Origin of the sequence: Zoogloea oryzae (assembly GCF_030161255.1) — a bacterium.
GTDB lineage: Bacteria > Pseudomonadota > Gammaproteobacteria > Burkholderiales > Rhodocyclaceae > Zoogloea > Zoogloea oryzae.
Genome location: NZ_BSPX01000013.1, coordinates 46,946 through 69,554, shown reverse-complemented (window position 1 = coordinate 69,554; position 22,609 = coordinate 46,946). Strand labels below are relative to the sequence as shown.

Sequence of the window (22,609 nt, the reverse complement as noted above, 5' to 3'; positions counted from 1 at the left end):
CGACAGCGCCGACAGCGACGCCGACACCACCACCGGCAAGACCATCCAGACCGTGCTCGACTCCGGCGAGTCCGACCGCAGCTGGGACGCCGGCATCGTGGCCAACACCGGCAACATCAGCGGCACCGTGCGTGAGGATCTGGACAACAACAACACTGGCGATGCCCCCATTGCCGGCGTGACTGTTGCCCTGGTCAACCCGACCACTGGCGCCATCATCGCGACCACCACCACCGACGTGAATGGCAACTATGTCTTCACGAACGTGCCGGCGGGTTCGTACAACGTGGTCGAGACCAACAAGACCGGCTACATCGACGTATCCGACAAGGATGGCGGCAACCCGAACAGCATCTCCGTGACGCTGACCCCGGGCCAGTCCAGCACCGGCAACGACTTCGTCGATGAGCGCACCGCCGCCATCGGTGACAAGGTGTGGCTCGACACCAACGCCAACGGCGTGCAGGACGCGGGCGAAGCCGGTGTCTCCGGCGTGACCGTGAAGCTGCTGGACAGCACCGGCAACGTGGTATCCACCACCGCCACCGACGCCAACGGCAACTACCTGTTCAGCAGCCTCGCCCCGGGCGACTACGCGATCCAGGTGACGGCGCCGGCTGGCTACGTGGTGACCGGCAAGGATCAGGGGGGCAACGACGCCACCGACAGCGACATCGATCCGACCACCGGCAAGACCATCAACACCACCCTCAGCGCCGGCGAAACCGACCTCTCCTGGGATGCGGGCATCTACAAGACCGCCTCGCTGGGTGACAAGGTCTGGCTCGACAGCAACAAGAACGGCGTGCAGGACGCAGGCGAAGCCGGCGTTTCGGGCGTGACCGTGAAGCTGCTCAACGCCGCCGGCTCTGTGGTTGCGACCGCCACCACCGACGCCAACGGCAACTACCTGTTCAGCAACCTCACCCCGGGCAGCTACGCCGTCCAGGTTGTTGCACCGGCTGGCTACACCTTCACCACGAAGGATGCCGCCGCCGCCACCGACCTGACCGACAGCGACGTGGATGCCACCACCGGCAAGACCGTGCTGACGACCCTCGACTCCGGTGAAAACGACCTGAGCTGGGACGCTGGCCTGGTTGCGCCGACCGCCTCCTACGGCGACAAGGTGTGGCTGGACAAGAACGCCAACGGTGTTCAGGACGCGGGCGAAGCCGGTCTCTCCGGCGTCACCGTGAAGCTGCTCAACAGCGCCGGTTCCGTGGTCGCGACCACCACCACCGACGCCAACGGCAACTACCTGTTCAACAACCTGACCCCGGGTGACTACTCGGCCCAGGTGGTGGCGCCGACCGGCTACTTCATCAGCGCCAAGGACCAGGGCGGCAACGACGCCACCGACAGCGACTTCGATCCGACCACCGGCAAGACCATCACGACGACCCTCTCGGCCAACGAGAACGACCTGTCGTGGGATGCGGGCCTGTACCAGAAGGCTTCCATCGGCGACAAGGTGTGGGCCGACTGCAACAACAACGGTCTGCAGGATGCGGGCGAAGCGGGTGTGCCGGGCATCACCGTCAAGCTGCTGGACGCCAGCGGCAACGTGGTCGCCACCACCCTGACCGACATCAACGGCAACTACGTCTTCAAGGACCTGATGCCGGGCACCTACTCCGTGCAGTTCGTGGCCCCCGCCGGCTACACCTTCACGACCAAGGATGTGGGTACCAATGATGCGATCGACTCCGATGTCGGTGCCGGCACCGTGCTGGGCACCACCAACCTGATCGTCAATGGCAGCTTCGAGAACGGCACCACCGGCTGGTGCGGTTACGGGGATTCCATCGAGATCAACACCGCAGGTGCCTACGGCGTCTCCGCCGTGACCGGCGCCATGGTGGCCGAGCTCGATGCCAACTGCACCGGCACCGTCACCGGCTTCTACCAGGATGTCACCACCGTCGCCGGCCAGAGCTACCAGCTCTCCGTCGATGTGGCCCAGCGTGCCGGCTACGCCGCTTCCACCAACACCGTGGAAGTGTTCTGGGAAGGGGTGAAGATCGCCACCATCGATCCGACCTCCACCGCGCTCACCAAGTACACCTTCACCGTGACTGCGGCCGATGCCAGTAGCCGCCTGGAGTTCCGTGAGCAATCCGGCGACGACGACAGCGTTGGCGGCATCATCGACAACGTCAGTCTGGTCACCATCAACGGCGGCGGCACGGTCGGCACCACCATCCAGACCGTTCTGGAATCCGGTGAGAACGACCTGACCTGGGACGCCGGCCTGACCGTGAAGGCGGTTACCGCCACCTTCGACTTCACCGGCAACACCGCGACCGACGGCACCGATGGCAACCTCCTGTGCTACAGCAACAACGGCATCTCGGTGAACGCCAGCGCCTTCAGCCGTGACAAGGCGACCGGTGCGTGGGCCAAGGCCTACCTCGGCGCCTACGGCGGTGGCCTGGGTGTGACCGACAGCAGCGAAGGCACCGGCTCCGGCAGCACCCACACGGTGGACAACAACGGCACCCGCGACAACTACGTGCTGTTCGAGTTCTCCCAGACCGTGGTGGTGGACAAGGCTTACCTGGGCTACGTGGTCGGCGACAGCGATGCCAAGGTGTGGGTCGGCACCGTCAATGGCGCCTTCGACAGCCACATCACCCTCAGCGACGCCGTGCTCACCAGCATGGGCTTCACCGAGGTGAGCGCCAGCACCCTGACCTCTGCCCGCTGGGCCGAGCTCAATGCCGGCGGCGTGGCAGGCAACGTGCTGATCGTCGCGGCCAATCCGGGCGAGACCGACGACTACTTCAAGATCCAGCAAGTCGTGGTCAGCACCCCGAACGCCTTCTGCGCGACCGACGTCTCCATCGGCGACAAGGTGTGGAACGACGCCAACATGAACGGCGTGCAGGATGCGGGCGAAGCCGGCATCTCCGGCGTGACCGTCAAGCTGCTCAACGGCGCCGGCTCGGTGATCGCCACGACCACCACCGACGCGAACGGCAGCTACCTGTTCGAGAAGCTGGCTGCGGGCGACTACAAGATCCAGGTCGTCACCCCCAACGGCTACGCCATCACCTCCAAGGATGCTGGCGGCAACGATGCCACCGACAGTGACATCGACTCGACCGGCACCACCGGGCTCTACACCCTGACCCAGGGCAGCAACAACCTGACCGTCGATGCCGGCTTCTACAAGCCGAGCGCCGCCACGGCCAGCATCGGCGACCGGGTGTGGGAAGACAAGAACTTCAACGGCATCCAGGATTCCGGTGAAGCGGGCGTCAAGGGCGTGACCGTCAAGCTGCTCAACAGCGCCGGCTCCGTGGTGGCCACCGCCACGACCGACGCCTACGGCAACTACCTGTTCAGCAACCTCGCGGCTGGTCAGTACAAGGTGCAGGTGGTGGCCCCGACCGGCTACTACGTCACCAAGCAGGATCAGGCCGGCTGGAACGGCACCGACAGCGCCATCAACAGCTCGGGCTACACCGGCACCATCGACCTCGCGGCGGGCCAGTCCCTCCTGAAGGTGGACGCGGGCCTGTACCGCAAGGCCAGCGTTGGCGACAAGGTCTGGCTGGACAGCGACAACGACGGCATCCAGGACAGCGGCGAATGCGGCGTGGCCAACGTCACCGTCAAGCTGCTCAACAGCGCCGGCGCGGTGATCGCCACCACCTGCACGGATTCGGCTGGTAACTACAAGTTCACCAACCTGGATCCGGGCCAGTACAGCCTGTCGTTCGACAAGACCAACGCCTACTACTACACCGGGTACTACGACTGGTTCGGCAACGCCAAGACCCAGAACGTGTCCTCCTCTGGCTACCAGTGGACCACGAAGGACGTCGGCAGCAACGCCTACGACACGACCGACAGCGATGTCGCCCGTGTGTCCTCGACGTACTACAACCAGGGCAACACCGACAAGTTCACCCTGGTCTCCGGTCAGTACGACAGCAGCCGTGACGGCGGCATCTGCCCGATCGTGATCGACCTGGACGGCAACGGCATCCAGACCGTGGCCCGCGAAAACACCAACGGCACGTTTGACCTGATCGGCAACGGTTCGGCCATCCAATCCGGCTGGCTGTCCAGCGGCGACGCCTTCCTGGCGATCGACACCAACGGCAACGGCAAGATCGACAACATCCACGAACTGTTCGGCGGCAACGGCGCCGGCCAGGGCTTCGCCAAGCTGGCGTCCTTCGACAGCAACGGCGACGGCGTGGTCGATGCCAACGATGCCCAGTTCGCCAATCTGACGGTCTGGCGCGACGCCAATGGCAACCAGCAGACCGATGCCGGCGAGCTGATGAGCCTGACCGAGGCCGGTGTTGCCAGCCTCAAGGTGTCGTACTTCGCACTGCCCGCGGTCGATGAGCAGGGCAACCTGCACCTCGAACGCAGTGCTGCGACCCTGGCCGACGGCAAGTCGGTGGACATGACCGACGTGTATTTCAACGTCGATGCCACCGAAGTGGCCCAGGCCGGCGGTTCCCTGCCGTCCATGGCCGACCTGCTGAGCACCGATGTCAGCCTCGACAGCGTCCTCGGTGTCCCCGCGGCTGCCGGTGACGTGGCTGGCGCCTCGGTGGCGGTGACCGTCAGCGACAACGCCGTGGCCGCCCTCGGCCAGCTCAGCCAGCTCTACGAAGAGCAGCAGTACGCCCTGGCTGCAGCCTAAGAAACGCCTTGTCCCGGCCGGGTTCGCCCGGCCGGCCAGGCATCTGAATCAAGCAACACCCGAAATCACTTTTTTAACGTAGGAGCGAGTAAATGATGCAAATCTCCAACATGAAGAAGGCTGCCCTGGCCTTCGCCGCCGCCGGCCTGATGGCCAGCGCTTCCGCCCACGCCGACTCCCTGCTGCTGGACCAGGACGTGAACACCCTGCTGGCCTTCACGGTGGACGTCTCCGGCCTGTCGAAGAGCGTTGAAACCGGCGTCTTCAACGTCGCCAACCAGACCACCGGCGGCTCCTTCCTGGCCTTCTGCTCGGAGCTGCTGCAGGGCGTCTCCGTCGATGCCGTGACCACCGGCCTCGAGTTCAGCCCCTCCGGCGCCGTGCCGGCTGCCGTGCAGACCCTCTACAACCAGAGCTTCAGCCTGGTGAACCCGACCAGCGCCGTTGAAGTCGCCGGTTTCCAGATCGCCCTGTGGGAAGCCCTGGATGACGGCGACCTGTTCGGTGGCGCCCTGCAGAACTGGGCTGGCAAGACCGGCTCCGTGACCGAGAGCGAAGCCCTCGACCAGGCCTGGATCTACCTGACCGCCCTGGCTGATGGTGACCCCGCCACCGCCAGCTACAAGCTGACCAACTGGGGCAACGCCCTGAGCCAGGACATCATCGAAGCCAAGATCCCTGAGCCCACCAGCATGGCGCTGGGCGCCCTGGGCCTGGCCGGTCTGTCGCTCGTCCGTCGCCGCAAGTCCTGATTGCGGACCGAGGTGGTGCGGGCGTGCCGCGTCACCTCGCCGAAGCAGGGCCGGTAACGGTATCGCGAAAAGGGGGCTCGCCCCCTTTTCGCCTTTTCTGGCAGCAGCCGGGAGGCATCGACCCGCGCTGTCACCAATTAAATCTCGATCGTCCCCAAACAGTCGGCGTGGCCTGCTGCAGGCCGTGACGTATGCATTCGTCCGGGGCGCGGGCCTCGGCTATCGTCTGCCGAACGTCCGTGAACCGTGAATGTCCGGTTCCGCACCCCGCCATTCGCACCCGAGGTTGTCATGTATCGAACCCGTTCCCTTTCTGCCGTTCTGATTGGTGCAGGCCTGACCATGCTGGCGGCGACCGCCAGCGCCGAAGTGCTCCTCACCACGCCCCAGAACCCGCTCACGGCAGCCCCCGGTCGGTCCGATCTCGAGGCGCTCAACAAGGGGCAGCAGGCACTCGCCGCCCGTCAGTTCGAGCAGGCCGAAAAACATTTCGGCGACGCTTACAAGCTCAATCCCCGCTCCGTCGAGGCCATGCTCGGGCTGGCCGCTGCAACCCACGCAGCAGGCAAGTCGAAGCTGGCCCGGGACTGGATGAGCAGCGCCGTGGCCATGGCGCCCGGTCAGGCCAATGTGCTGCAGGCCCAGGCCAAGCTGCTGGTGGAACTCGGCCTCACGACCGAGGCGGAGGAGAGCTACCGCGCCGCGATCGCCGGCCAGCCCGGCCTCGTGCAGCTCAAGCTGGACCTCGCCGCGCTATATCTCGAAAAACTCAAGAAGCCGGCCCAGGCCGCCGCGGTGCTGCGGGACGTGCTCAAGCAGCACCCCGAGATGGCCGCAGCCCACCTGGGGCTCGGCCTCGCCCTGTCGGCCGACGGCAAGATCGAGGAAGCCTCCCGGGTGCTCGACGAGGCCGTCCGCCGTGATCCGAACAACCCCTTCGCGCTCCACGCCCAGGGCCTCGTGGCCCTGCGCCTGAGTCAGGCCGACCGGGCGCTCGCCGCCTTCGACAAGGCGCTCGTGCTGCGCAAGGATTTTGCCGGCGCCATGATCGGCCGCGGCGACGCCCTCCTGGCCCTCGGAAAGGGCGACCAGGCCATCGAGGCGTATACCCGCGCCAGCGCGTTGGCGCCCCGGAGTGCCTACCCCCACGCCCTGCGCGGCATCGCGTTTGAAAAGATGAAGCGTCTGCCCGAGGCCGAAGCCGCCTACCGGGAAGCCCTGAAGATCGACCCCGAAGATGTGCGCATCATGAACAATCTGGCCTTCGTGCTGGCCAGCCAGAAGGTGAAGCTGGACGAAGCCCTCAAGCTCGCCGAACGTGCGGTGGCCAAGGACGGCAACCGGGCCAGCCTCTACGACACCCTGGGTGTGGTCTACCTGGCCCGCAACGACTCGAAGGCCGCCCGTCAGGCCTTCGAGAAGGGCCTGGCCCTGGAGCCCGGCAACCTGACCTTGCGCCAGCATCACACCATGCTCGGTTCCAACCAGACCGTTGCGACCACCAGCGCGCCGGCCGCGCCGGTCAAGCCCGCGGCTGCCGTGGCGGCCCCTGCACCGGCACCCGTGCCAGCCCCCGCGCCCGCCCTGGTGGCGAGCGCCCCGAAGGCCGCGCCAGCCGTTGCTCCGGCGCCTGTGCCGGCTCCGGCGGCGAAACCGGCCGCAGTCGATGCCGATGCGACCAAGGCCGTCGCGAGCCGTCTGGAATCCTGGCGGCAGGCCTGGGAGGCCAAGGACACCAACCGCTATCTGGCTTTCTATGGCGCCGACTTCGTGCCCGCCGACAAGCGCGCCCGCAGCGCCTGGGAGGCCGACCGCCGGGTGAAGCTCGACAAGAAGGGCGACATCCGCGTCCAGGTGGATGCCCCCAGCTTCAAGCTGGAAGGCAATGTGGTGGTGGTCACCTTCGAGCAGCGCTACCAGTCGGGTAACTACAGCGACGCCGGCCGCAAGCGCCTGGAGTGGGTGAAGGACGGCAGCGACTGGAAGATTCGCCGCGAAGCCCAGCAGTAAAGTCGCCCCTCAGAGCAGCATCCAGCGGCTCCCGCCGGCCTGCTTGGCGGCGTACATCGCCCGGTCGGCCTGGCCGAGAATGTGGTGCAGGTCGTAACCATCCTTCGGGTAGGTGGCGATGCCGATGCTGGCTCCGAGGGCGTTGCCCGGGCAGACCTCGTCCGGAATGTCGCCAATGGCGGCCACCAGCCGGTTGCAGAACTGTCCGATGTGCTCCGGGTCGTGGAGGTTGGGGCACAGGATCGCGAACTCGTCGCCTCCCAGCCGGGCCACCAGGTCGGTGGTGCGGGCGGTGGATTCCAGGCGTGCCGCCAGCTGCACCAGCACCTGGTCGCCGGTGGCGTGGCCGAAGCGGTCGTTGATCGGCTTGAAGCCATCCAGGTCGATCACCAGCACCGCGCCGGCCGAGCCGTCGACCCGCGCACGGGCCAGGATGCCCAGCCCGGTTTCGGTGAAGGCCTTGCGGTTGGCGAGGCCGGTCAGCGGATCATGGCGGGCCATCTCGCGCCAGCGTTCGCTCTCCTTCTCCATCTGCCGGTGCCGGCGCAGCATCCCCAGCACGATCACCAGGAAATTGCCCAGCGCCAGCACGAAGGCGCCGGTCTGGATCGCCCGCAGATCCCGCGAGCGGCGCACCGAGTCGTGTTCGAGGGCGGTGGTGAGCCTGTTCATCAGCGCCAGGATCTCCCGGTTGTTGCCCACCATGTAGTCGGCCGCTGCGGTATAGGCGCGCCCCTCCTGTGCGGAGGATGCGGCGGGCAGGTAGCCACGCAGCGGCGTGATGAGCTTTCGGGCCCGGGCCACGACCTCGGCGGCCTCGCCCTCCACGGCCTGCAGGATGACCGGCGCATCGTCGCCCCCGGTGGTCTGGCCGCCGTCGGCAAAGGCCGACAAGGTGCGCTCGAACAGCCCGAAGGCGAGATCCACCTCCTGGGCGGCGGCGTTGACGTCTTGCGGGGTGGTGGCGCGGGTGGTGAGGAGCAGCGCCTTGGTGGTCTGCTGGGAGAGCATCCGCTGACGCCCGGCCAGGTTGATCGCCACGGCATCCTGGGCGATCTGGTTGGCCAGCCACAGGTTGATCATCAGCACGCTGAGATCCAGCACGACAAACATCACGATGGCGGTGATGAGTCGACGGGGCGAACCTATCAGGGCACTGACCGGGATCGGCATGGGCGCGGTAACGCCACGCCGGCTTGGCGGCGACGGCGGGGCAGCAGGACGATGAACTGATTATCGGCGCGAAAGCCCCGCCCGTGTAGGGGCGCTGCCCCCAAAAATGCCAAACGGCCCGAAGGCCGTCTGGAAAAGGGTGAGCCGGCCGGGCCGGATCAGTCCTTGTAGCGCTCTTCGAGGGCCGCGATGGCCGGCAGGGTCTTGCCTTCGAGGAACTCGAGGAAGGCGCCGCCGCCGGTGGAGATGTAGCCCACGTCGTCGGCGATGTGGAACTTGGCGATGGCCGCCAGGGTGTCGCCGCCGCCGGCGATGGAGAAGGCTTCGGAGTGGGCGATGGCCGAGGCCATCATCTTGGTGCCGCCGGCGAACTGGGGCAGCTCGAACACGCCGACCGGGCCGTTCCAGACGATGGTGCCGGCGTTGGCGATGATCTCGCCCAGGCGCGCGGCGCTCTTCGGGCCGATGTCGAGGATGCGGTCGTGGGCGGCCACGTCATCGACGGAGATCTTGTTGGCGCGGGCCAGGGCGGAGACTTCGTCGGCCACCACCACGTCGGTCGGCAGGGGCACTTCGGCGCCGCGTTCCTTCATGATGTCCATGATCGCGTGGGCTTCCTTGACCAGGTCGGGCTCGGCCAGGGATTCGCCGATGCGCTTGCCGGAGGCCAGCAGGAAGGTGTTGGCGATGCCGCCGCCGACGATCAGCTGGTCCACCTTGTCGGCCAGCGACTTGAGGATGGTGAGTTTGGACGACACCTTGGAGCCGCCGACGATGGCGACCAGCGGGCGGGCCGGGTTGCCCAGGGCCTTGCCCAGCGCGTCGATCTCGGCGCCCATCAGGATGCCGGCGCAGGCCACGGGGGCGAAGCGGGCGATGCCGTGGGTGGTGGCTTCGGCGCGGTGGGCGGTGCCGAAGGCGTCGTTCACGTAGATGTCGCACAGGGCGGCCATCTTCTTGGCGAGCTCTTCGTTGTCCTTCTTCTCGCCCTTGTTGCAACGGCAGTTTTCGAGCAGCACGACTTCGCCGGCGGCGACTTCGAAGCCACCGTCGACCCAGTTCTGGATCAGGCGCACGGGCTTGCCCAGCAGCTGGCCCAGGCGCACGGCGACCGGCGCGAGGGTGTCGTCGGCCTTCAGCTCGCCCTCGGTCGGACGACCCAGGTGGGAGGTGACCATGACCGCGGCGCCGCCTTCGACGGCGTACTTGATGGACGGGATGGAGGCGCGGATGCGGGTGTCTTCGGTGATGTTGCCGGCGTCGTCCTGGGGCACGTTCAGGTCGGCACGGATGAAGACACGCTTGCCCTTGACGTCGAGATCGGTGAGTTTCTTGACTTGCATGATGATGTTCTTCGAGGCTTCGGAATGAAAAACGCCCCGCGCAGGCGGGGCGTCGAAACAACAGGCTTACTTGGCGTTGACGTAGGCGCGGGCCGCGTCGAGCATGCGGCAGGAGTAGCCCCACTCGTTGTCGTACCAGGCCAGCACCTTGACCAGCACGGAGCCGTCTTCACCCTTGATGACGCGGGTCTGGGTGGCGTCGAAGGTGGAGGAGACGGTGGTGTGGTTGAAGTCGGAGGAGACCAGCGGCTCGTTGTTGACGGCCAGGATGCCCTTCAGCGGGCCGTTGGCCGCGGCGGTCATCAGCGCGTTGATTTCTTCCTTGGTGGTGGCGCGCTCGGCGGTGAAGGTCAGGTCGACCAGCGAGACGTTGATGGTCGGGACGCGCAGGGCGAAGCCATCGACCTTGCCAACCAGCTGCGGCAGCACCAGGCCGACGGCCTTGGCGGCGCCGGTCTTGGTCGGGATGATGTTGGCGGCAGCGGCGCGGGCGCGGCGCAGATCCTTGTGGCGGACGTCCACGGTCACCTGGTCGTTGGTGTAGGCGTGGATGGTGGTCATCAGGCCCTGCTTGATGCCGACGCTGTCGGCCAGGATCTTGGCGACCGGGGCCAGGCAGTTGGTGGTGCAGGAGGCGTTGGAGACGACGGTCATGTCGGCACGCAGCGCTTCTTCGTTGACGCCCATGACGATGGTGGTGTCCACGTCGTCACCGCCCGGGGCGGAGATCAGCACGCGCTTGGCGCCCTGGTCGAGCAGCGCCTGGGCCTTGGCCTTGGTGGTGTAGGCGCCGGTGCACTCGAGCAGCACGTCCACGCCGTGGGAACCCCAGTTGACGCCCTTCGGATCCTTGGTGGAGTAGAACGGGATCTTCTTGCCGTCGATGATGATGACGTTGTCGCCTTCGGTTTCGACGGAGGTCGCAAAGCGGCCGTGGGTGGTGTCGTACTTGAGCAGGTGGGCGTTGGTGGCCAGATCGCCGGAGGCGTTGATGGCGACCACTTCGAATTCGTTCTGCAGACCTTGCTCGTAAATGGCGCGCAGCGTGCAGCGACCGATACGACCGAAACCATTGATGGCAACTTTGATGCTCATCGAGCCTTCTCCCTAGTTAATTACACGAAACCGAAATCATGTTGCTTGCGGCGCCCGGGGGCGCCGCGCCTGTATTGTGGCCCGCCTGGATCAGGCGAGCACCTTCTTCACGGCGGCGACCACTGCCTCGGCGGTGATGCCGAAATACTTGAACAGTTCGCCGGCCGGGGCCGATTCGCCGAAGCGGTCGAGGCCGATGACCTCGCCCTCGAGGCCCACGTACTTGCGCCAGCCGTCGGTGACGCCGGCTTCCACGGCGACGCGGGGCAGGCCCTTCGGCAGCACGGCGTCGCGGTAGGCGGCGTCCTGGCGGTCGAAGACGTTGGTGCTGGGCATCGACACCACGCGCACGGCCACGCCTTCGTCTGCGAGCTGCTTCTGGGCGGCCATGGCGAGGGCGACCTCGGATCCGGTCGCTATGATAACGGCTTGCGGCGAAACCGGCTGTGACACAGTGCCCGCTTCGGACAACACGTAACCGCCGCGGCGGATGTCGGCCACCTGCTGGCTGCTGCGCGGCTGGAAGGGCAGGTTCTGGCGCGAGAAGGCCAGCGAGCTGGGGCCGGTGGCGCGCTCGATCGACGCCGCCCAGGCGACTGCCGATTCGGTGGTGTCGCAGGGGCGCCAGACGTCCATGTTGGGGATCAGGCGCAGGGAGGCGGTCTGCTCGACCGGCTGGTGGGTCGGGCCGTCTTCGCCGAGGCCGATCGAATCGTGGGTGAACACGAAGATCTGGCGCACCTTCATCAGCGCTGCCATGCGCAGGGCGTTGCGGGCGTATTCGCTGAACATCAGGAAGGTGGCGGTGTAGGGCACCAGACCGCCGTGCAGCGCGATGCCGTTGGCGATGGCCGCCATGCCGAACTCGCGCACGCCGTAGTAGACGTAGTTGCCGCCGGTGGTGCGGGAGACGCCCTTGGCGCCGGACCACAGGGTCAGGTTGGAGCCGGCCAGGTCGGCCGAGCCGCCGAGGAGCTCGGGCAGCTTGGGCGCGAAGGCTTCGATGCTGTTCTGGCTGGCCTTGCGGGTGGCGATGGTCTCGCCCTTTTCAGTGACCTTGGCGAGCACCGCATCCACGTGGGCAGCCCAGTCGGCGGGCAGCTCACCGGTCATGCGGCGGGTGAACTCGGCGGCGAGCTCGGGGAACTCGGCGGCGTAGGCGGCGAAGCGGGTGTTCCAGTCGGCCTCGAGCGCGGCGCCCTTGGTGCGGGCATCCCAGGCTTCGTAAACATCCGCCGGGATCTCGAAGGGCGGGTGGTTCCAGCCGATGTAGGCGCGGGCGGCTTCGATTTCGGCGGCACCCAGCGGGGCACCGTGGACGTCGTGGCTGTCCTGCTTGTTGGGGCTGCCGGCGCCGATGATGGTCTTGCAGCAGATCAGGCTCGGGCGGCCGGTCTCGGCCTGGGCGGCCTTCAGGGCGGCCTCGATGGCGACCGGGTCGTGGCCCTGGACGTCACGCACCACGTGCCAGCCGTAGGCTTCGAAGCGCTTCGGGGTGTCGTCGGTGAACCAGCCCTCGACGTGGCCGTCGATGGAGATGTTGTTGTCGTCGTAGAAGGCGATCAGCTTGCCCAGGCCCCAGGTGCCGGCGAGCGAGCAGGCTTCGTGGGAGATGCCTTCCATCAGGCAGCCGTCGCCCAGGAAGACGTAGGTGTGGTGATCGACGACGGTGTGGCCGGGACGGTTGAAGTCGGCGGCGAGGATCTTCTCGGCCAGCGCCATGCCCACCGCGTTGGTGATGCCCTGGCCCAGCGGGCCGGTGGTGGTCTCGACGCCGGGGGTGTAGCCGACTTCCGGGTGGCCCGGGGTCTTGCTGTGCAGCTGGCGGAAGTTCTTCAGGTCGTCGATCGACAGATCGTAGCCGGTGAGGTGCAGCAGGGCGTAGATCAGCATCGAGCCGTGGCCGTTGGACTGGACGAAGCGGTCGCGGTCGGCCCACTTGGGATTTGCCGGGTTGTGGCGCAGATGGCGGCGCCACAGGACTTCGGCGATCTCGGCCATGCCCATCGGGGCACCAGGGTGGCCGGAGTTGGCCTTCTGGACGGCGTCCATGGCCAGCGCGCGAATCGCGCCAGTCAGGGGGTTGAAGACGGGCGGCTTGACATTACGCGAAGAAGACATCTGGGAACCTTCGGCCGGGGAGAGCGGCGCGCAAAGACCGCAATTATCTTTGATTTCCCGGGGCTTGGGTAGCCTTGGCGGCTTGAATCCGCCTGTTGGGCCCGTCACGGCCGGGATGGAAAAACTCCGGCATAATCCCGTACGCCTTACATTTTCTTACATCGCGCCTGCCGATGCGTCTGCTCTCCCGCTGGACCTCCCTGGTCGTCGTCCTTGTCGCCCTGCTGCTGGGCGGTTGCGGCGGCATGAAATACACCGTTGACGATGGCCGCAAGGTCAATGAGACGCTGCTGGGCAACCTGCGTGCCCTGGGCCACGGCGAGCGTGCGCTGCGTCCGGCCATCGTGCGCTCCGCGGCCCTCAAGGACCCGGACTGCAGCCACCAGTGGGAGCTGCCCTTCAGCGTGGCGACGAGCTACGAGTGGGAAGAGGACGACCGGGTGGCGTGGGTGCGCGCGCTGCAGGTGGATGAGCGGCTCACGGTGGTGGCAGCCGCGCCGGACATCGGCCTTGCGCCCGGCGACAAGATCGTCGAGATCAAGGGCTACAAGAAGAACGACGCCAACAAGATGCTCGCCGAGCTCGCCGAACTGCGCGACGACGGCGAGCCTTTCCCCATCAGGACGGCTGCCGGCAAGACGGTGACCATCAAGCCCCTGCAAGTGTGCCGTGGCTATGCCCGGCTGGCGCCGCCGGTGACGCCTGGCTACCAGGATTTTCACTGGCTGATGAGCATCCATCCGCTGGAGATCTTCGGCCCCCAGATCACCCCCGACGAAGCCCTGTGGATGGTGCTGTGGACCCAGGGCCTGTCGGAAGAGGGCGGTGCGCGGATGAAGACGTATCACTACAGCAAGGAGATCGTCTCCACGCTGTTCGAGATCGCGTCCCTTGCCACCGGCCTCAACGCCGCGGCACAGGCCGCCAAGGTGGCGGCCAACCAGGCAGCCCAGGCGGCGGCTGCGGCGGCCGCCAAATCGGCATCCGAAGCGGTCGCCAAGCAGGCGCTGCAGGAGGCCGCCAGGAAGCTGGCCGAACAGGCCGCCCAGGATTACGTCCAGAAGATTGGTGAGGAAGTGGTGAAGTCGGTCGGCCGCCAGGCTGGCAATGTGCTGCGGGACACCTTCATGGCGCGGATGGGGATGGCGGTGTCGAGCCTGTCGTGGGTGGCCACCACCGCTTTCGACGACGCCGACCGCTGGGCCTACGACCGCATCGGCAAGCTTGGCGGCGACCCGCTGGCCGGCGCAACCCTGCATCAGAAGCTCCTCGACCAGAACCGCATCAGCAACGTCTTTGTGCTGGATGAAGAGCGGCTGGCCAAGTTCGTGAACCTCGCCCGCCAGACCCAGCGTGAAGAAATGCTCGCGGCCGTCCTCAAGGGCGCGTCGCTGGAGGCGTTTACCTTGAAGCTCTCCGATCTGCCCAGCGCCTCCGACGAAATCGGCGGCATGGCGCTCGCCTCGGACAGCGAGGAGATCAAGCCGCCGTCGGGCCTTGGCCAGACCGGCCTGATCGATGCCATGCTGAGAATGCCCCTCGAATCGGGCGACGAATGAGTCATGAAGAAGATGCGAATCCTTGATCTGTGCGGTGCCCTGGCCTGTTCGCTCATCACCGCGGCGGTCGCCCAGACGCCGCCGCCGGCTTCGTCGATGCCCGACGACTCCGGCGCCCAGCTGGATTGCCCGGCCGCCATGCAGCAGGCCGAGCTGACCTTCGAGCGCGGCCAGCAGGTGGCCGCCGCCAAGCGCTGGAAGGACGCTCAGCCCCTGCTGGCCGAAGCCAGCGGCGCCTTTCTGAGCATCGCCGCCAACTGTCCGGCGGTGGCGGCCCAGGCCAACAGGCAGGGCGACAAGGCCGCCGCGCTCCTCAAGCAGGCCGAGGCGGCGTCGAGCCATCAGAGCGAATGCCTGCCGCGCCTCGACAAGGCCCTCGACCTGGAGGTCAAGGTGGCCGCGGCCCGCGGCGAGAAGGGCGATCCCGCCCAGATCGAACGCCTGCTGGCCGACGCCGAAAATGTGTGGCGCGAGGCGGCCGACCTGTGCCATCCGCCCCACAAGGAGAAAGCCGAGAAGAGCCTCGCGGCCACGGTGCGCGCCCGCGCGGCCAACGCCGAGCTGCTCAGCTCCGGCCCCGCCTGCGATGCCGCCTGGAAGAGCGCCACGTCGCTCGGCGACTACGCCCGCGTGGCCTGGAAGGACAAGCGCTGGGACGATGCCGCATCCCTCTACAGCAAGGCCGTGCTGGCCTGGGAAGGCGCCGCCGATAAATGCGCCGGCAGCCGTCAGACCCAGGCCATGCGCAAGGTCGAGCAGACCCAGATCGACGCCCACAACGCCGAGCACTGCGGCCCCCTGTGGGATGCCGCCACCGACCAGACCCAGCAGCTGCGCACCACCGGGCAGGCGGTGTCAGCCACCGAGAAGGACGTGCTGTCGGTGAAGGCCGAGGTGGCCTGGCGCGACGCGGTGATCCAGTGCCGCGGCAATCCCCAGAGCCTCGCCCGCACCAACGCCGACGCGATCTCCCGGGAGCGCGGCACGCCGCTGCCCCAGAACGCGATGGCCCTGTACGGCAGCCGCAAGGCGCCGCCGCCGGCCATCGTGACCAATCAGCCGGTGGTAGCGCCGGTGGTCGTCCAGCCGGCGGCCACGGCCGTCGCCAGGCTGCCGGCCGCCGCAGCGGTGACGGCCACGGCTGCTGCCGCGACGACTGCCGCCCCAGCGCCGGCACCGGCACCCAAGCCTGCTCCGGTGGCCGAGAGCAAACCTGCCGCTCCGACCCCGGCCGCTCCGCCGGGCGAAGTGGTGCTGGTGGCGGGCGACACCACGTATCGCGGCGCCTTCACGCTCGAGCGCCAGACCGGCGCGGTGAGCGGTACCGGCACCGTCGAATGGACCAACGGCGAGCGCTACGTGGGCACCCTGGTCAATGGCCGCAAGCACGGCAAGGGGCGCTTCGAGTGGGTGGGCGGCCAGTGGTACGAGGGCGACTGGGTCGATGACCAGGCCGTCGGCTACGGGGTGATCCGCTTTGCCGGCGGCAACCGCTACGAAGGTGCGGTGAAGGATGGTGAGCCCAATGGCCGCGGCACCCAGATCTTCCCCAGCGGCGACCGCTACACCGGCGACTTCGTGCGCGGGGTGTTCCACGGCCAGGGCTCGTACGCCTGGAAGAACGGCAACCGCTATGACGGCACCTGGAACATGGGCCGTAAGCACGGCCAGGGCCGCCTGACCTGGGCCAGCGGCGAAGGTTGGGAGGGCGAATTCCAGAACGACCAGCAGACCGACAAGGGCAAGAACCTCACCGCATCGGTCAAATAAGGCCGGGTGTGGACATGAAACGGGGCAGCCGCGGCTGCCCCGTTGTCGTATCAGGCGCCGGTCACACCCACTGGCGACGGCGCTCCATCAGCTTCCAGATCAGCGGGGTGAGGATCAGCTGCATTGCCAGATCGAGCTTGCCGCCGGGCACCACGATGGTGTTGGCGCGGGACATGAAGCTGCCGTCCACCATCCGCAGCAGGTAGGGGAAATCCACGCCCCGCGGGTCGCGGAAGCGGATGATGACCATCGATTCGTCGGCGGTGGGGATGTCGCGGGCGATGAAGGGGTTCGACGTATCCACCATCGGCACCCGCTGGAAGTTGATGTGGGTGTGCGAGAACTGGGGGACGATGTAATGCACGTAGTCGTGCATCCGCCGCAGGATGGTCTCCTGCACGGCTTCGAGGGAATAGCCGCGGGTTTTCGTGTCCCGGTGGATCTTTTGTATCCACTCCAGGTTGGTGATTGGAACGACGCCGATCAGCAGGTCGGCGTGGCGGCAGATGTTCACCTTGTCGGTGATCACCGCGCCGTGCAGGCCTTCGTAGAACAGACAGTCGGTGTCGGGCGGGATGTCTTCCCAGGGCGTGAAGCTGCCCACCTTCAGGCCGCGGCGGGCGGCTTCTTCGGAATGGTGAAGGTAATGGCGCCGCCGGCCGCTGCCCGATTCGCCGTAGGTGCGGAAGAGCTGTTCGAGGTCTTCGAGCAGGTTGGCCTCGGGCCCGAAGTGGCTGATCCCGCGCTGGCCCTTGTTTTCGGCGTCGATGATGAGTTCGCGGATCTCATCGCGGGTGTAGCGGTGGAAGCTGTCGCCTTCGATGATCGCGGCGTTGACCTTCTCGCGCCAGAAGATGCCTTCGAAAGTGTGCTTCACGGTCGTCGTGCCGGAGCCGGACGAGCCGGTCACCACGACGATGGGGTGCTTCATGGACATGGATTGCTCCAGAAAATGAGTGTTTTTGGAGCAGGCCACGGGGTCATGAACTGTTCCAAAAGCACTCCAGCAACTTTCCGGAGCGTGCGGAGGCTAGCCCAGCAATATCTGTGCCGAGTCTCCTGGGCGCCTCATGCGTGGCTGTGCAGCCAGATGCGCCACTCTTCAAACAGGGCGGGGCTGGCGGCGGCGATCACCGAGCGCTTGATGGCTGGCCCGGCGGTGAGCGGCGTGCCGCCCAGGGTGCTGTAGGCGCCACCGGCCTCGTCGAGGATCAGGCGGCCGGCGGCGTAGTCCCACAGCATCTGACCGCCGTGGATGTACACGTCGAGCCGGCCGGCGGCCACGTAGCACCATTCGAGGGCGCTGGAGCCGAAGTTGCGCTGGGAGTAATACGGCGGGCGCACCGCGAGCTCGTCGCCCAGGTGGTGGCTGATGCGCTTGAAGTCGACGCCGGCGACGGCGTCCTTGAGGCGTGCGGCCGGGCTGCGCAGGGGCAGCGCCACGTCGTTGAGCCAGGCGCCGGCGCCGCGGGCGGCGTAAAAGGCTTCGTCGGTGATCGGGTTGTAGACCACCCCGAGCTGGGTCTTGTGGTCGATGAGATAGGCCACCGCCACCCCGAAGAAGGGAATCCCATTGGCGAAGTTGGTGGTGCCGTCGATGGGGTCGATGACCCACAGGCCGCCCTTGCCCAGGTGCCACACACGTCCCTGCTCCTCGGCGCTCATCTCTTCGCCGAGCACGGCGCCGGGGATGAGCCTGGGCAGGCGTTCGACCAGCGCGGCCTGGGAGGCCAGATCGGCTTCGGTGAGCACGCTGCCATCGGCCTTGTGCTCGCGCACGGCGCTGAGGTAGCGGGGCAGGATGGTTTCCTTGGCCATCTCGCGGACGAGTTCGGCCAGGGCGCGGGCCTGTTCGAGGCGTTGGGCGGCGTTCAGCATGGGGCCCGCCACTTGATGGAGCAGCCGATGCTGGGCGTCTGCTCGGCCGGGCCGTGGCCGGTTTCGGCCACCTGGCGCATCGCCTCGAAAAGCTCGCGGCGGGCGTCGTCGGGCGCCGGGTTCTTGCCCGACGCGTCGAGGCGGCCGCGATACTGCAGGCCGAGCCCGGCGTCGAAGCCGAAGAAATCCGGTGTGCACACCGCGCCGTAGGCCTTGGCGACGGCCTGGCTCTCGTCGAGCAGGTAGGGGAAGGGGAAATCCATGGCCGCGGCGATGCGCTGCATGTTCTCCGGGGAATCCTCGGGGTAGTCGGCTGGATCGTTGGACATGATGGCCACGCAGCCGATGCCGAGCCCGGCAAGCTCGCGGCAGTCGCGCACGAGGCGCGGCAGCACGGCCTTAACGTAGGGGCAATGGTTGCAGATGAACATCACCAGCAGCCCGTTGGGGCCGCGGCAACTGGAAAGGCTGTGGGACTTGCCGTCGACACCGGGCAGTACGAAGTCCGGGGCGGACCAGCCGAAATCGCACAGGGGCGTGGTAAGACTGACCATGATCTTCGTTTGGTTTCAATCCCGTGGAGGCACGCGGATAATAGCATGATGAACCCGCGCTTCTTTTGCCCCGACGGCCTCGTGCCCGATTCCGACATGCCGCTGCCGGCGGCCGTTGCCCATCATGCCGAGCGCGTGCTGCGCCTTGTGGTGGGTGACGCGGTGACCCTCTTCGACGGCCGCGGCGGCGAGTGCGCGGCCACCCTGGTCGCCCTCGGCAAGCAGCCGCTGGCGCGGCTTGGTCCGCGGCTCGATGCCGAGCGGGAGTCGCCGCTGGCGATCACCCTGGTGCAGGCCCTGGCGAGCGCCGACAAGATGGACTGGGTGGTGCAGAAGGCCGTCGAGCTGGGCGTTGCCGCGATCCAGCCGGTGGCGGCCGAGCGTTCGGTGCTCAAGCTGTCGGGCGACCGGGCGGACAAGCGCCTCGCCCACTGGCAGCAGATCGCTGTGTCGGCCTGCGAGCAGTCCGGCCGCAACCGGGTGCCGGAGGTGGCCGAGATCCTGCCGCTGGCCAAGTACCTGGCTCAGGATTTTGCCGGCACGCGGATGATCCTCGCGCCCGGTGCCGCAGGCGCGCTGGCCCGCAAGCCGCGTCCGGCCGGGCCGGTGGCGATCCTGATCGGGCCGGAGGGCGGCTGGTCGCCGGCCGAGCTGGCCCTGGCCGATCGCGCCGGCTGCGAGCCCCTGGCCCTCGGGCCGCGGGTGCTGCGCACCGAAACCGCGGGCCTGGCGGCCATCGCGGCCATGCAAACCCTGTGGGGCGATTTTCCGGGAGACCTTGATGTTTGAGTCAGCCGAGCTGGGCCACAAGCTGTCGAAGGAGGAGTACGCGGCCATCGAGCCGCAGCTGCGCACCGACCTGCTGAACACCCAGTTCGACCTCCTCGAACACAAGGATTTCGCCGCGGTGATCCTCATCAACGGGATCGACGGCGCCGGACGGGGCGAGACGGTGAACCTGCTCAACGAGTGGATGGACCCGCGGCACATCGAGGTGCACGCCTTCGACCAGCCCACCGACGAGGAGCGCCAGCGCCCCCCGCTGTGGCGCTTCTGGCGGGCGCTGCCGGCCAAGGGCAAGATCGGCATCCTGTTCGGCAACTGGTATTCCGAGCCCATCAACGAGCGCAGCTTCAAGCGGATGAAGAAGGCGCATCTTGATCAGCGTCTGTCGGAGCTCAACCGCTTCGAGGCGATGCTCGCCGCCGAGGGCGTGCTGCTCATCAAGTTCTGGTTCCACCTGTCGCAGGCCGGGCAGAAGAAGCGCCTCAAGGCGCTGGAAGCCAATCCGGACACCCGCTGGCGGGTGCGCGAGGCCGACTGGGAAATCTACGAGCACTACGACCGCTACCGCGAGGTGGCCGAGCACGTGCTGCGCCGCACGAGCACCGGCATCGCGCCGTGGGTGATCGTCGATGGCAGCGACCCCCAATACCGGGCGGTGCACGTGGGCAAGACGCTCCTCGAGCGGCTGCAGCGGCGCATCGAGTTCGTCCGCAAGGGCTTCCGCACGCGGCAGACCGCCGCGCCGCTGGTGGCTGCGCCGGACGAGCGCAACCTGCTCAACGCGCTGGTGCTCGACCAGCCGATGGACAAGAAGGACTACGAGAGCCAGCTGGAGAAGCTCCAGGGCCGGCTGGCCCTGGCGGTGCGCAACGAGGCGTTCGCGAAACGCAGCCTGGTGCTGGTCTTCGAGGGCATGGACGCCGCCGGCAAGGGCGGGGCGATCCGCCGCGTCACCGCCGCGCTCGACACGCGCCAGTATCACGTCATCCCGATCGCCGCGCCGTCCGACGAGGAGCGCGCCCAGCCTTATCTGTGGCGCTTCTGGCGGCGCCTGCCGCGGCAGGGCAAGGTGGCGATCTTCGACCGCTCCTGGTACGGCCGGGTGCTGGTGGAACGGGTCGAGGGCTTCTGCTCCGAGGCCGACTGGATGCGGGCCTACGCCGAGATCAACGATTTCGAGGATCAGCTGGTGTCTGCCGGGGCCATCGTCGTGAAGTTCTGGCTGTCGGTGAGCGACGCGGAGCAGCTGCGGCGCTTCAAGGCACGGGAAGAGGAAGCCTTCAAGCGCTACAAGATCACGCCGGAAGACTGGCGCAACCGCGAGAAGTGGCCCCTCTACGAGCCGGCGGTGTGCGACATGATCGACCGCACCAGCACCGAAAATGCCGCCTGGACCCTCGTCGAGGCCGACAACAAATATTATGCACGGGTAAAGATTCTGCGCGTCCTGGTCGATAAGCTCGAATCGGCTCTGAAACACTGACCTGGACAAGCGGATTGCCCGATCACTCCCCAAGGCTGTGGAACATCCCGTGAACTCACCCGACAACTCGCCGGCGCTCGCGCCCAATGATCTTTCCCAGCGCTTCGTCGCCTGGGTGCGGGCGGCTGCGCCCTTCATCCATGCCTTCCGAGGCAAGACCTTCGTGCTGGGCTTTGGCGGTGAGGTGGCCGCCGGCCAGCTCGCCGAGAAGCTCGCCTACGACTGCAACCTGCTGGCCGCGCTGGGCGTGCGCCTGGTGCTGGTGCACGGCGCGCGTCCGCAGATCGAGGCCGAGATGGCCCGTCGCGGCCTCACGCCGCGCTACCACAACGGTCTGCGCGTCACCGACGCTGACGCCCTCGAATGCGTCAAGGCGGCCGTGGCGGTGACCCGCATCGAAGTCGAGGCGCTGCTCTCCCAGGGCCTGCCCAACACCCCGATGGCTGGCAGCTACATGCGCGTGACCGGCGGCAACTTCGTCACCGCCAAGCCGGTGGGCGTGGTGGATGGGGTCGATTACGGCTTCACCGGCGCGGTGCGCAAGGTGATCGCCGAGGAAATCGCTGCCGACCTGGATCAGCAGAACGTTGTGCTGATGTCGTCCCTCGGCGTGTCGCCGGCGGGCGAGCTCTTCAACATGAGCATGGAGGCGGTGGCCGAAGCGGTCGCCATCGCCCTGAAGGCCGAGAAGCTGATCTACCTGTGCGACGCGCCGGGCCTGCTGGACGCGAAGGGTGGGCTCATCGAGGCGATCACCGCCGACGACGCCGAGGCCATGCTGAAGGCCGGCGAGGGGATGACCGAAGACCTGGATCTGTATCTGCCCTGCGCGATCCGCGCGGTGCGCCAGGGCGTCGGCCGTGCCCACCTGATCGACCGGGACAAGGACGGCGGCCTGCTGCTCGAATTCTTCACCCCGCTGGGCGTGGGCACGGTGCTGACCCGTGATCCGCTGTTCCGCCTGCGCGAGGCGACCATCGAGGACGTGGGCGCGCTGGGCGCGGTCATCGCCCCGATGGAAGCCGACGGCACCCTGGTGCGACGCAGCCGCGAGCGCCTGGAAGCCGAGATCGAACGCTTCACCGTCGTCGAATACGACGGCGTGCTGGTGGGCTGCGCGGCGCTGTACCCCTTCATCGACGAGCGTGCCGCCGAGATGGCCTGTGTGGCCGTGGTGCCGGAGCACCGCCGGGCTGGGCTGGGCGAGATGCTGCTCAAGCGCATGGAGTCCCGCGCGCGGGCGATCGGGGTCGAGCGGCTGTTCGTGCTCACCACCCGCACCTCCGACTGGTTCCGGGAGCGGGGTTTCCGGCAGGCGCCGCCCGAGGATCTGCCGCGGCAGAAGCGCGAGATGTACGACGTGAGCCGCCGTTCCAAGGTTTTCATGAAAACGCTGTGAGCGGCATTGCCGCGAAA

General features: G+C 67.3%; 15 protein-coding genes. 8 read left to right on the top strand and 7 right to left on the bottom strand.

Annotated elements, in window-relative coordinates; all coding sequences use genetic code 11:
• The 3 genes from QQK25_RS06585 to QQK25_RS06575 all read left to right on the top strand — a co-directional run.
• Positions 1 to 4,669, top strand: a 4,669-nt coding sequence (locus QQK25_RS06585) for an SdrD B-like domain-containing protein (protein WP_284187215.1), incomplete at its 5' end; no start/stop codon positions are given.
• 92 nt (positions 4,670 to 4,761) lie between these two features.
• Positions 4,762 to 5,421 carry a PEP-CTERM sorting domain-containing protein gene (locus QQK25_RS06580; protein WP_284187214.1) on the top strand — a complete coding sequence of 220 codons (660 nt, stop codon included), beginning with the start codon at positions 4,762 to 4,764 and terminating at the stop codon, positions 5,419 to 5,421.
• Between the two features lie 291 nt (positions 5,422 to 5,712).
• Positions 5,713 to 7,431 carry a tetratricopeptide repeat protein gene (locus QQK25_RS06575; protein ID WP_284187213.1) on the top strand — a complete coding sequence of 573 codons (1,719 nt, stop codon included), beginning with the start codon at positions 5,713 to 5,715 and terminating at the stop codon, positions 7,429 to 7,431.
• A gap of 9 nt (positions 7,432 to 7,440) precedes the next feature.
• Here QQK25_RS06575 and QQK25_RS06570 read toward each other — a convergent pair whose 3' ends face one another.
• From QQK25_RS06570 to tkt, 4 genes are all read right to left on the bottom strand, one after another.
• Positions 7,441 to 8,604, bottom strand: a complete 1,164-nt coding sequence (locus QQK25_RS06570) for a diguanylate cyclase domain-containing protein (protein WP_284187212.1) — start codon at positions 8,602 to 8,604, stop codon at positions 7,441 to 7,443.
• A 158-nt stretch (positions 8,605 to 8,762) separates the two neighbouring features.
• The gene (locus QQK25_RS06565; RefSeq protein WP_153159984.1) at positions 8,763 to 9,947 is read right to left on the bottom strand and encodes a phosphoglycerate kinase; all 1,185 of its coding nucleotides are present in this window, start codon (positions 9,945 to 9,947) and stop codon (positions 8,763 to 8,765) included.
• Positions 9,948 to 10,013: 66 nt separating this feature from the next.
• Positions 10,014 to 11,042 carry a type I glyceraldehyde-3-phosphate dehydrogenase gene (gene gap / locus QQK25_RS06560; protein ID WP_153159985.1) on the bottom strand — a complete coding sequence of 343 codons (1,029 nt, stop codon included), beginning with the start codon at positions 11,040 to 11,042 and terminating at the stop codon, positions 10,014 to 10,016.
• Between the two features lie 90 nt (positions 11,043 to 11,132).
• Positions 11,133 to 13,163 (bottom strand): transketolase, encoded by a 2,031-nt coding sequence (tkt, locus tag QQK25_RS06555; RefSeq protein ID WP_284187211.1) that lies wholly within the window; start codon positions 13,161 to 13,163, stop codon positions 11,133 to 11,135.
• A gap of 173 nt (positions 13,164 to 13,336) precedes the next feature.
• Between tkt and QQK25_RS06550 the strand changes: the two genes are divergently transcribed.
• The gene (locus tag QQK25_RS06550; RefSeq protein WP_284187210.1) at positions 13,337 to 14,722 is read left to right on the top strand and encodes a hypothetical protein; all 1,386 of its coding nucleotides are present in this window, start codon (positions 13,337 to 13,339) and stop codon (positions 14,720 to 14,722) included.
• Positions 14,723 to 14,725: 3 nt separating this feature from the next.
• Positions 14,726 to 16,492 carry an MORN repeat-containing protein gene (locus QQK25_RS06545; RefSeq protein WP_284187209.1) on the top strand — a complete coding sequence of 589 codons (1,767 nt, stop codon included), beginning with the start codon at positions 14,726 to 14,728 and terminating at the stop codon, positions 16,490 to 16,492.
• Between the two features lie 61 nt (positions 16,493 to 16,553).
• Here QQK25_RS06545 and QQK25_RS06540 read toward each other — a convergent pair whose 3' ends face one another.
• From QQK25_RS06540 to QQK25_RS06530, 3 genes are all read right to left on the bottom strand, one after another.
• The gene (locus QQK25_RS06540) at positions 16,554 to 17,429 is read right to left on the bottom strand and encodes a phosphoribulokinase (RefSeq protein WP_153159989.1); all 876 of its coding nucleotides are present in this window, start codon (positions 17,427 to 17,429) and stop codon (positions 16,554 to 16,556) included.
• A 131-nt stretch (positions 17,430 to 17,560) separates the two neighbouring features.
• The gene (locus QQK25_RS06535; protein WP_284187208.1) at positions 17,561 to 18,370 is read right to left on the bottom strand and encodes an inositol monophosphatase family protein; all 810 of its coding nucleotides are present in this window, start codon (positions 18,368 to 18,370) and stop codon (positions 17,561 to 17,563) included.
• Entirely contained in the window at positions 18,364 to 18,924 is a 561-nt protein-coding gene (locus tag QQK25_RS06530) for a thioredoxin family protein (RefSeq protein ID WP_284187207.1), read from the bottom strand. The genes QQK25_RS06535 and QQK25_RS06530 overlap by 7 nt, the downstream gene beginning before the upstream one ends.
• A 48-nt stretch (positions 18,925 to 18,972) precedes the next feature.
• Here QQK25_RS06530 and QQK25_RS06525 point away from each other — a divergent pair, with 48 nt between their 5' ends.
• The 3 genes from QQK25_RS06525 to argA are packed head-to-tail and all read left to right on the top strand — an operon-like array spanning position 18,973 to position 22,592.
• Positions 18,973 to 19,713 (top strand): 16S rRNA (uracil(1498)-N(3))-methyltransferase, encoded by a 741-nt coding sequence (locus QQK25_RS06525; protein ID WP_284187216.1) that lies wholly within the window; start codon positions 18,973 to 18,975, stop codon positions 19,711 to 19,713.
• Positions 19,706 to 21,193 (top strand): polyphosphate:AMP phosphotransferase, encoded by a 1,488-nt coding sequence (gene pap, locus QQK25_RS06520; protein ID WP_284187206.1) that lies wholly within the window; start codon positions 19,706 to 19,708, stop codon positions 21,191 to 21,193. The genes QQK25_RS06525 and pap overlap by 8 nt, the downstream gene beginning before the upstream one ends.
• Positions 21,194 to 21,242: 49 nt before the next feature.
• Positions 21,243 to 22,592, top strand: coding sequence for an amino-acid N-acetyltransferase (argA, locus tag QQK25_RS06515; RefSeq protein WP_284187205.1), 1,350 nt, complete (start codon positions 21,243 to 21,245; stop codon positions 22,590 to 22,592).
• The last annotated feature ends 17 nt before the right edge of the window (positions 22,593 to 22,609 follow it).

Excerpts from the sequence above, each read along its gene's own strand:
- QQK25_RS06580 (WP_284187214.1), top strand. The coding sequence starts at position 4,762 with ATGATGCAAATCTCCAACATGAAGAAGGCTGCCCTGGCCTTCGCCGCC.
- QQK25_RS06575 (WP_284187213.1), top strand. The coding sequence starts at position 5,713 with ATGTATCGAACCCGTTCCCTTTCTGCCGTTCTGATTGGTGCAGGCCTG.
- QQK25_RS06570 (WP_284187212.1), bottom strand. The coding sequence starts at position 8,604 with ATGCCGATCCCGGTCAGTGCCCTGATAGGTTCGCCCCGTCGACTCATC.
- QQK25_RS06565 (WP_153159984.1), bottom strand. The coding sequence starts at position 9,947 with ATGCAAGTCAAGAAACTCACCGATCTCGACGTCAAGGGCAAGCGTGTC.
- gap (WP_153159985.1), bottom strand. The coding sequence starts at position 11,042 with ATGAGCATCAAAGTTGCCATCAATGGTTTCGGTCGTATCGGTCGCTGC.
- tkt (WP_284187211.1), bottom strand. The coding sequence starts at position 13,163 with ATGTCTTCTTCGCGTAATGTCAAGCCGCCCGTCTTCAACCCCCTGACT.
- QQK25_RS06550 (WP_284187210.1), top strand. The coding sequence starts at position 13,337 with ATGCGTCTGCTCTCCCGCTGGACCTCCCTGGTCGTCGTCCTTGTCGCC.
- QQK25_RS06545 (WP_284187209.1), top strand. The coding sequence starts at position 14,726 with ATGAAGAAGATGCGAATCCTTGATCTGTGCGGTGCCCTGGCCTGTTCG.
- QQK25_RS06540 (WP_153159989.1), bottom strand. The coding sequence starts at position 17,429 with ATGTCCATGAAGCACCCCATCGTCGTGGTGACCGGCTCGTCCGGCTCC.
- QQK25_RS06535 (WP_284187208.1), bottom strand. The coding sequence starts at position 18,370 with ATGCTGAACGCCGCCCAACGCCTCGAACAGGCCCGCGCCCTGGCCGAA.
- QQK25_RS06530 (WP_284187207.1), bottom strand. The coding sequence starts at position 18,924 with ATGGTCAGTCTTACCACGCCCCTGTGCGATTTCGGCTGGTCCGCCCCG.
- QQK25_RS06525 (WP_284187216.1), top strand. The coding sequence starts at position 18,973 with ATGAACCCGCGCTTCTTTTGCCCCGACGGCCTCGTGCCCGATTCCGAC.
- pap (WP_284187206.1), top strand. The coding sequence starts at position 19,706 with ATGTTTGAGTCAGCCGAGCTGGGCCACAAGCTGTCGAAGGAGGAGTAC.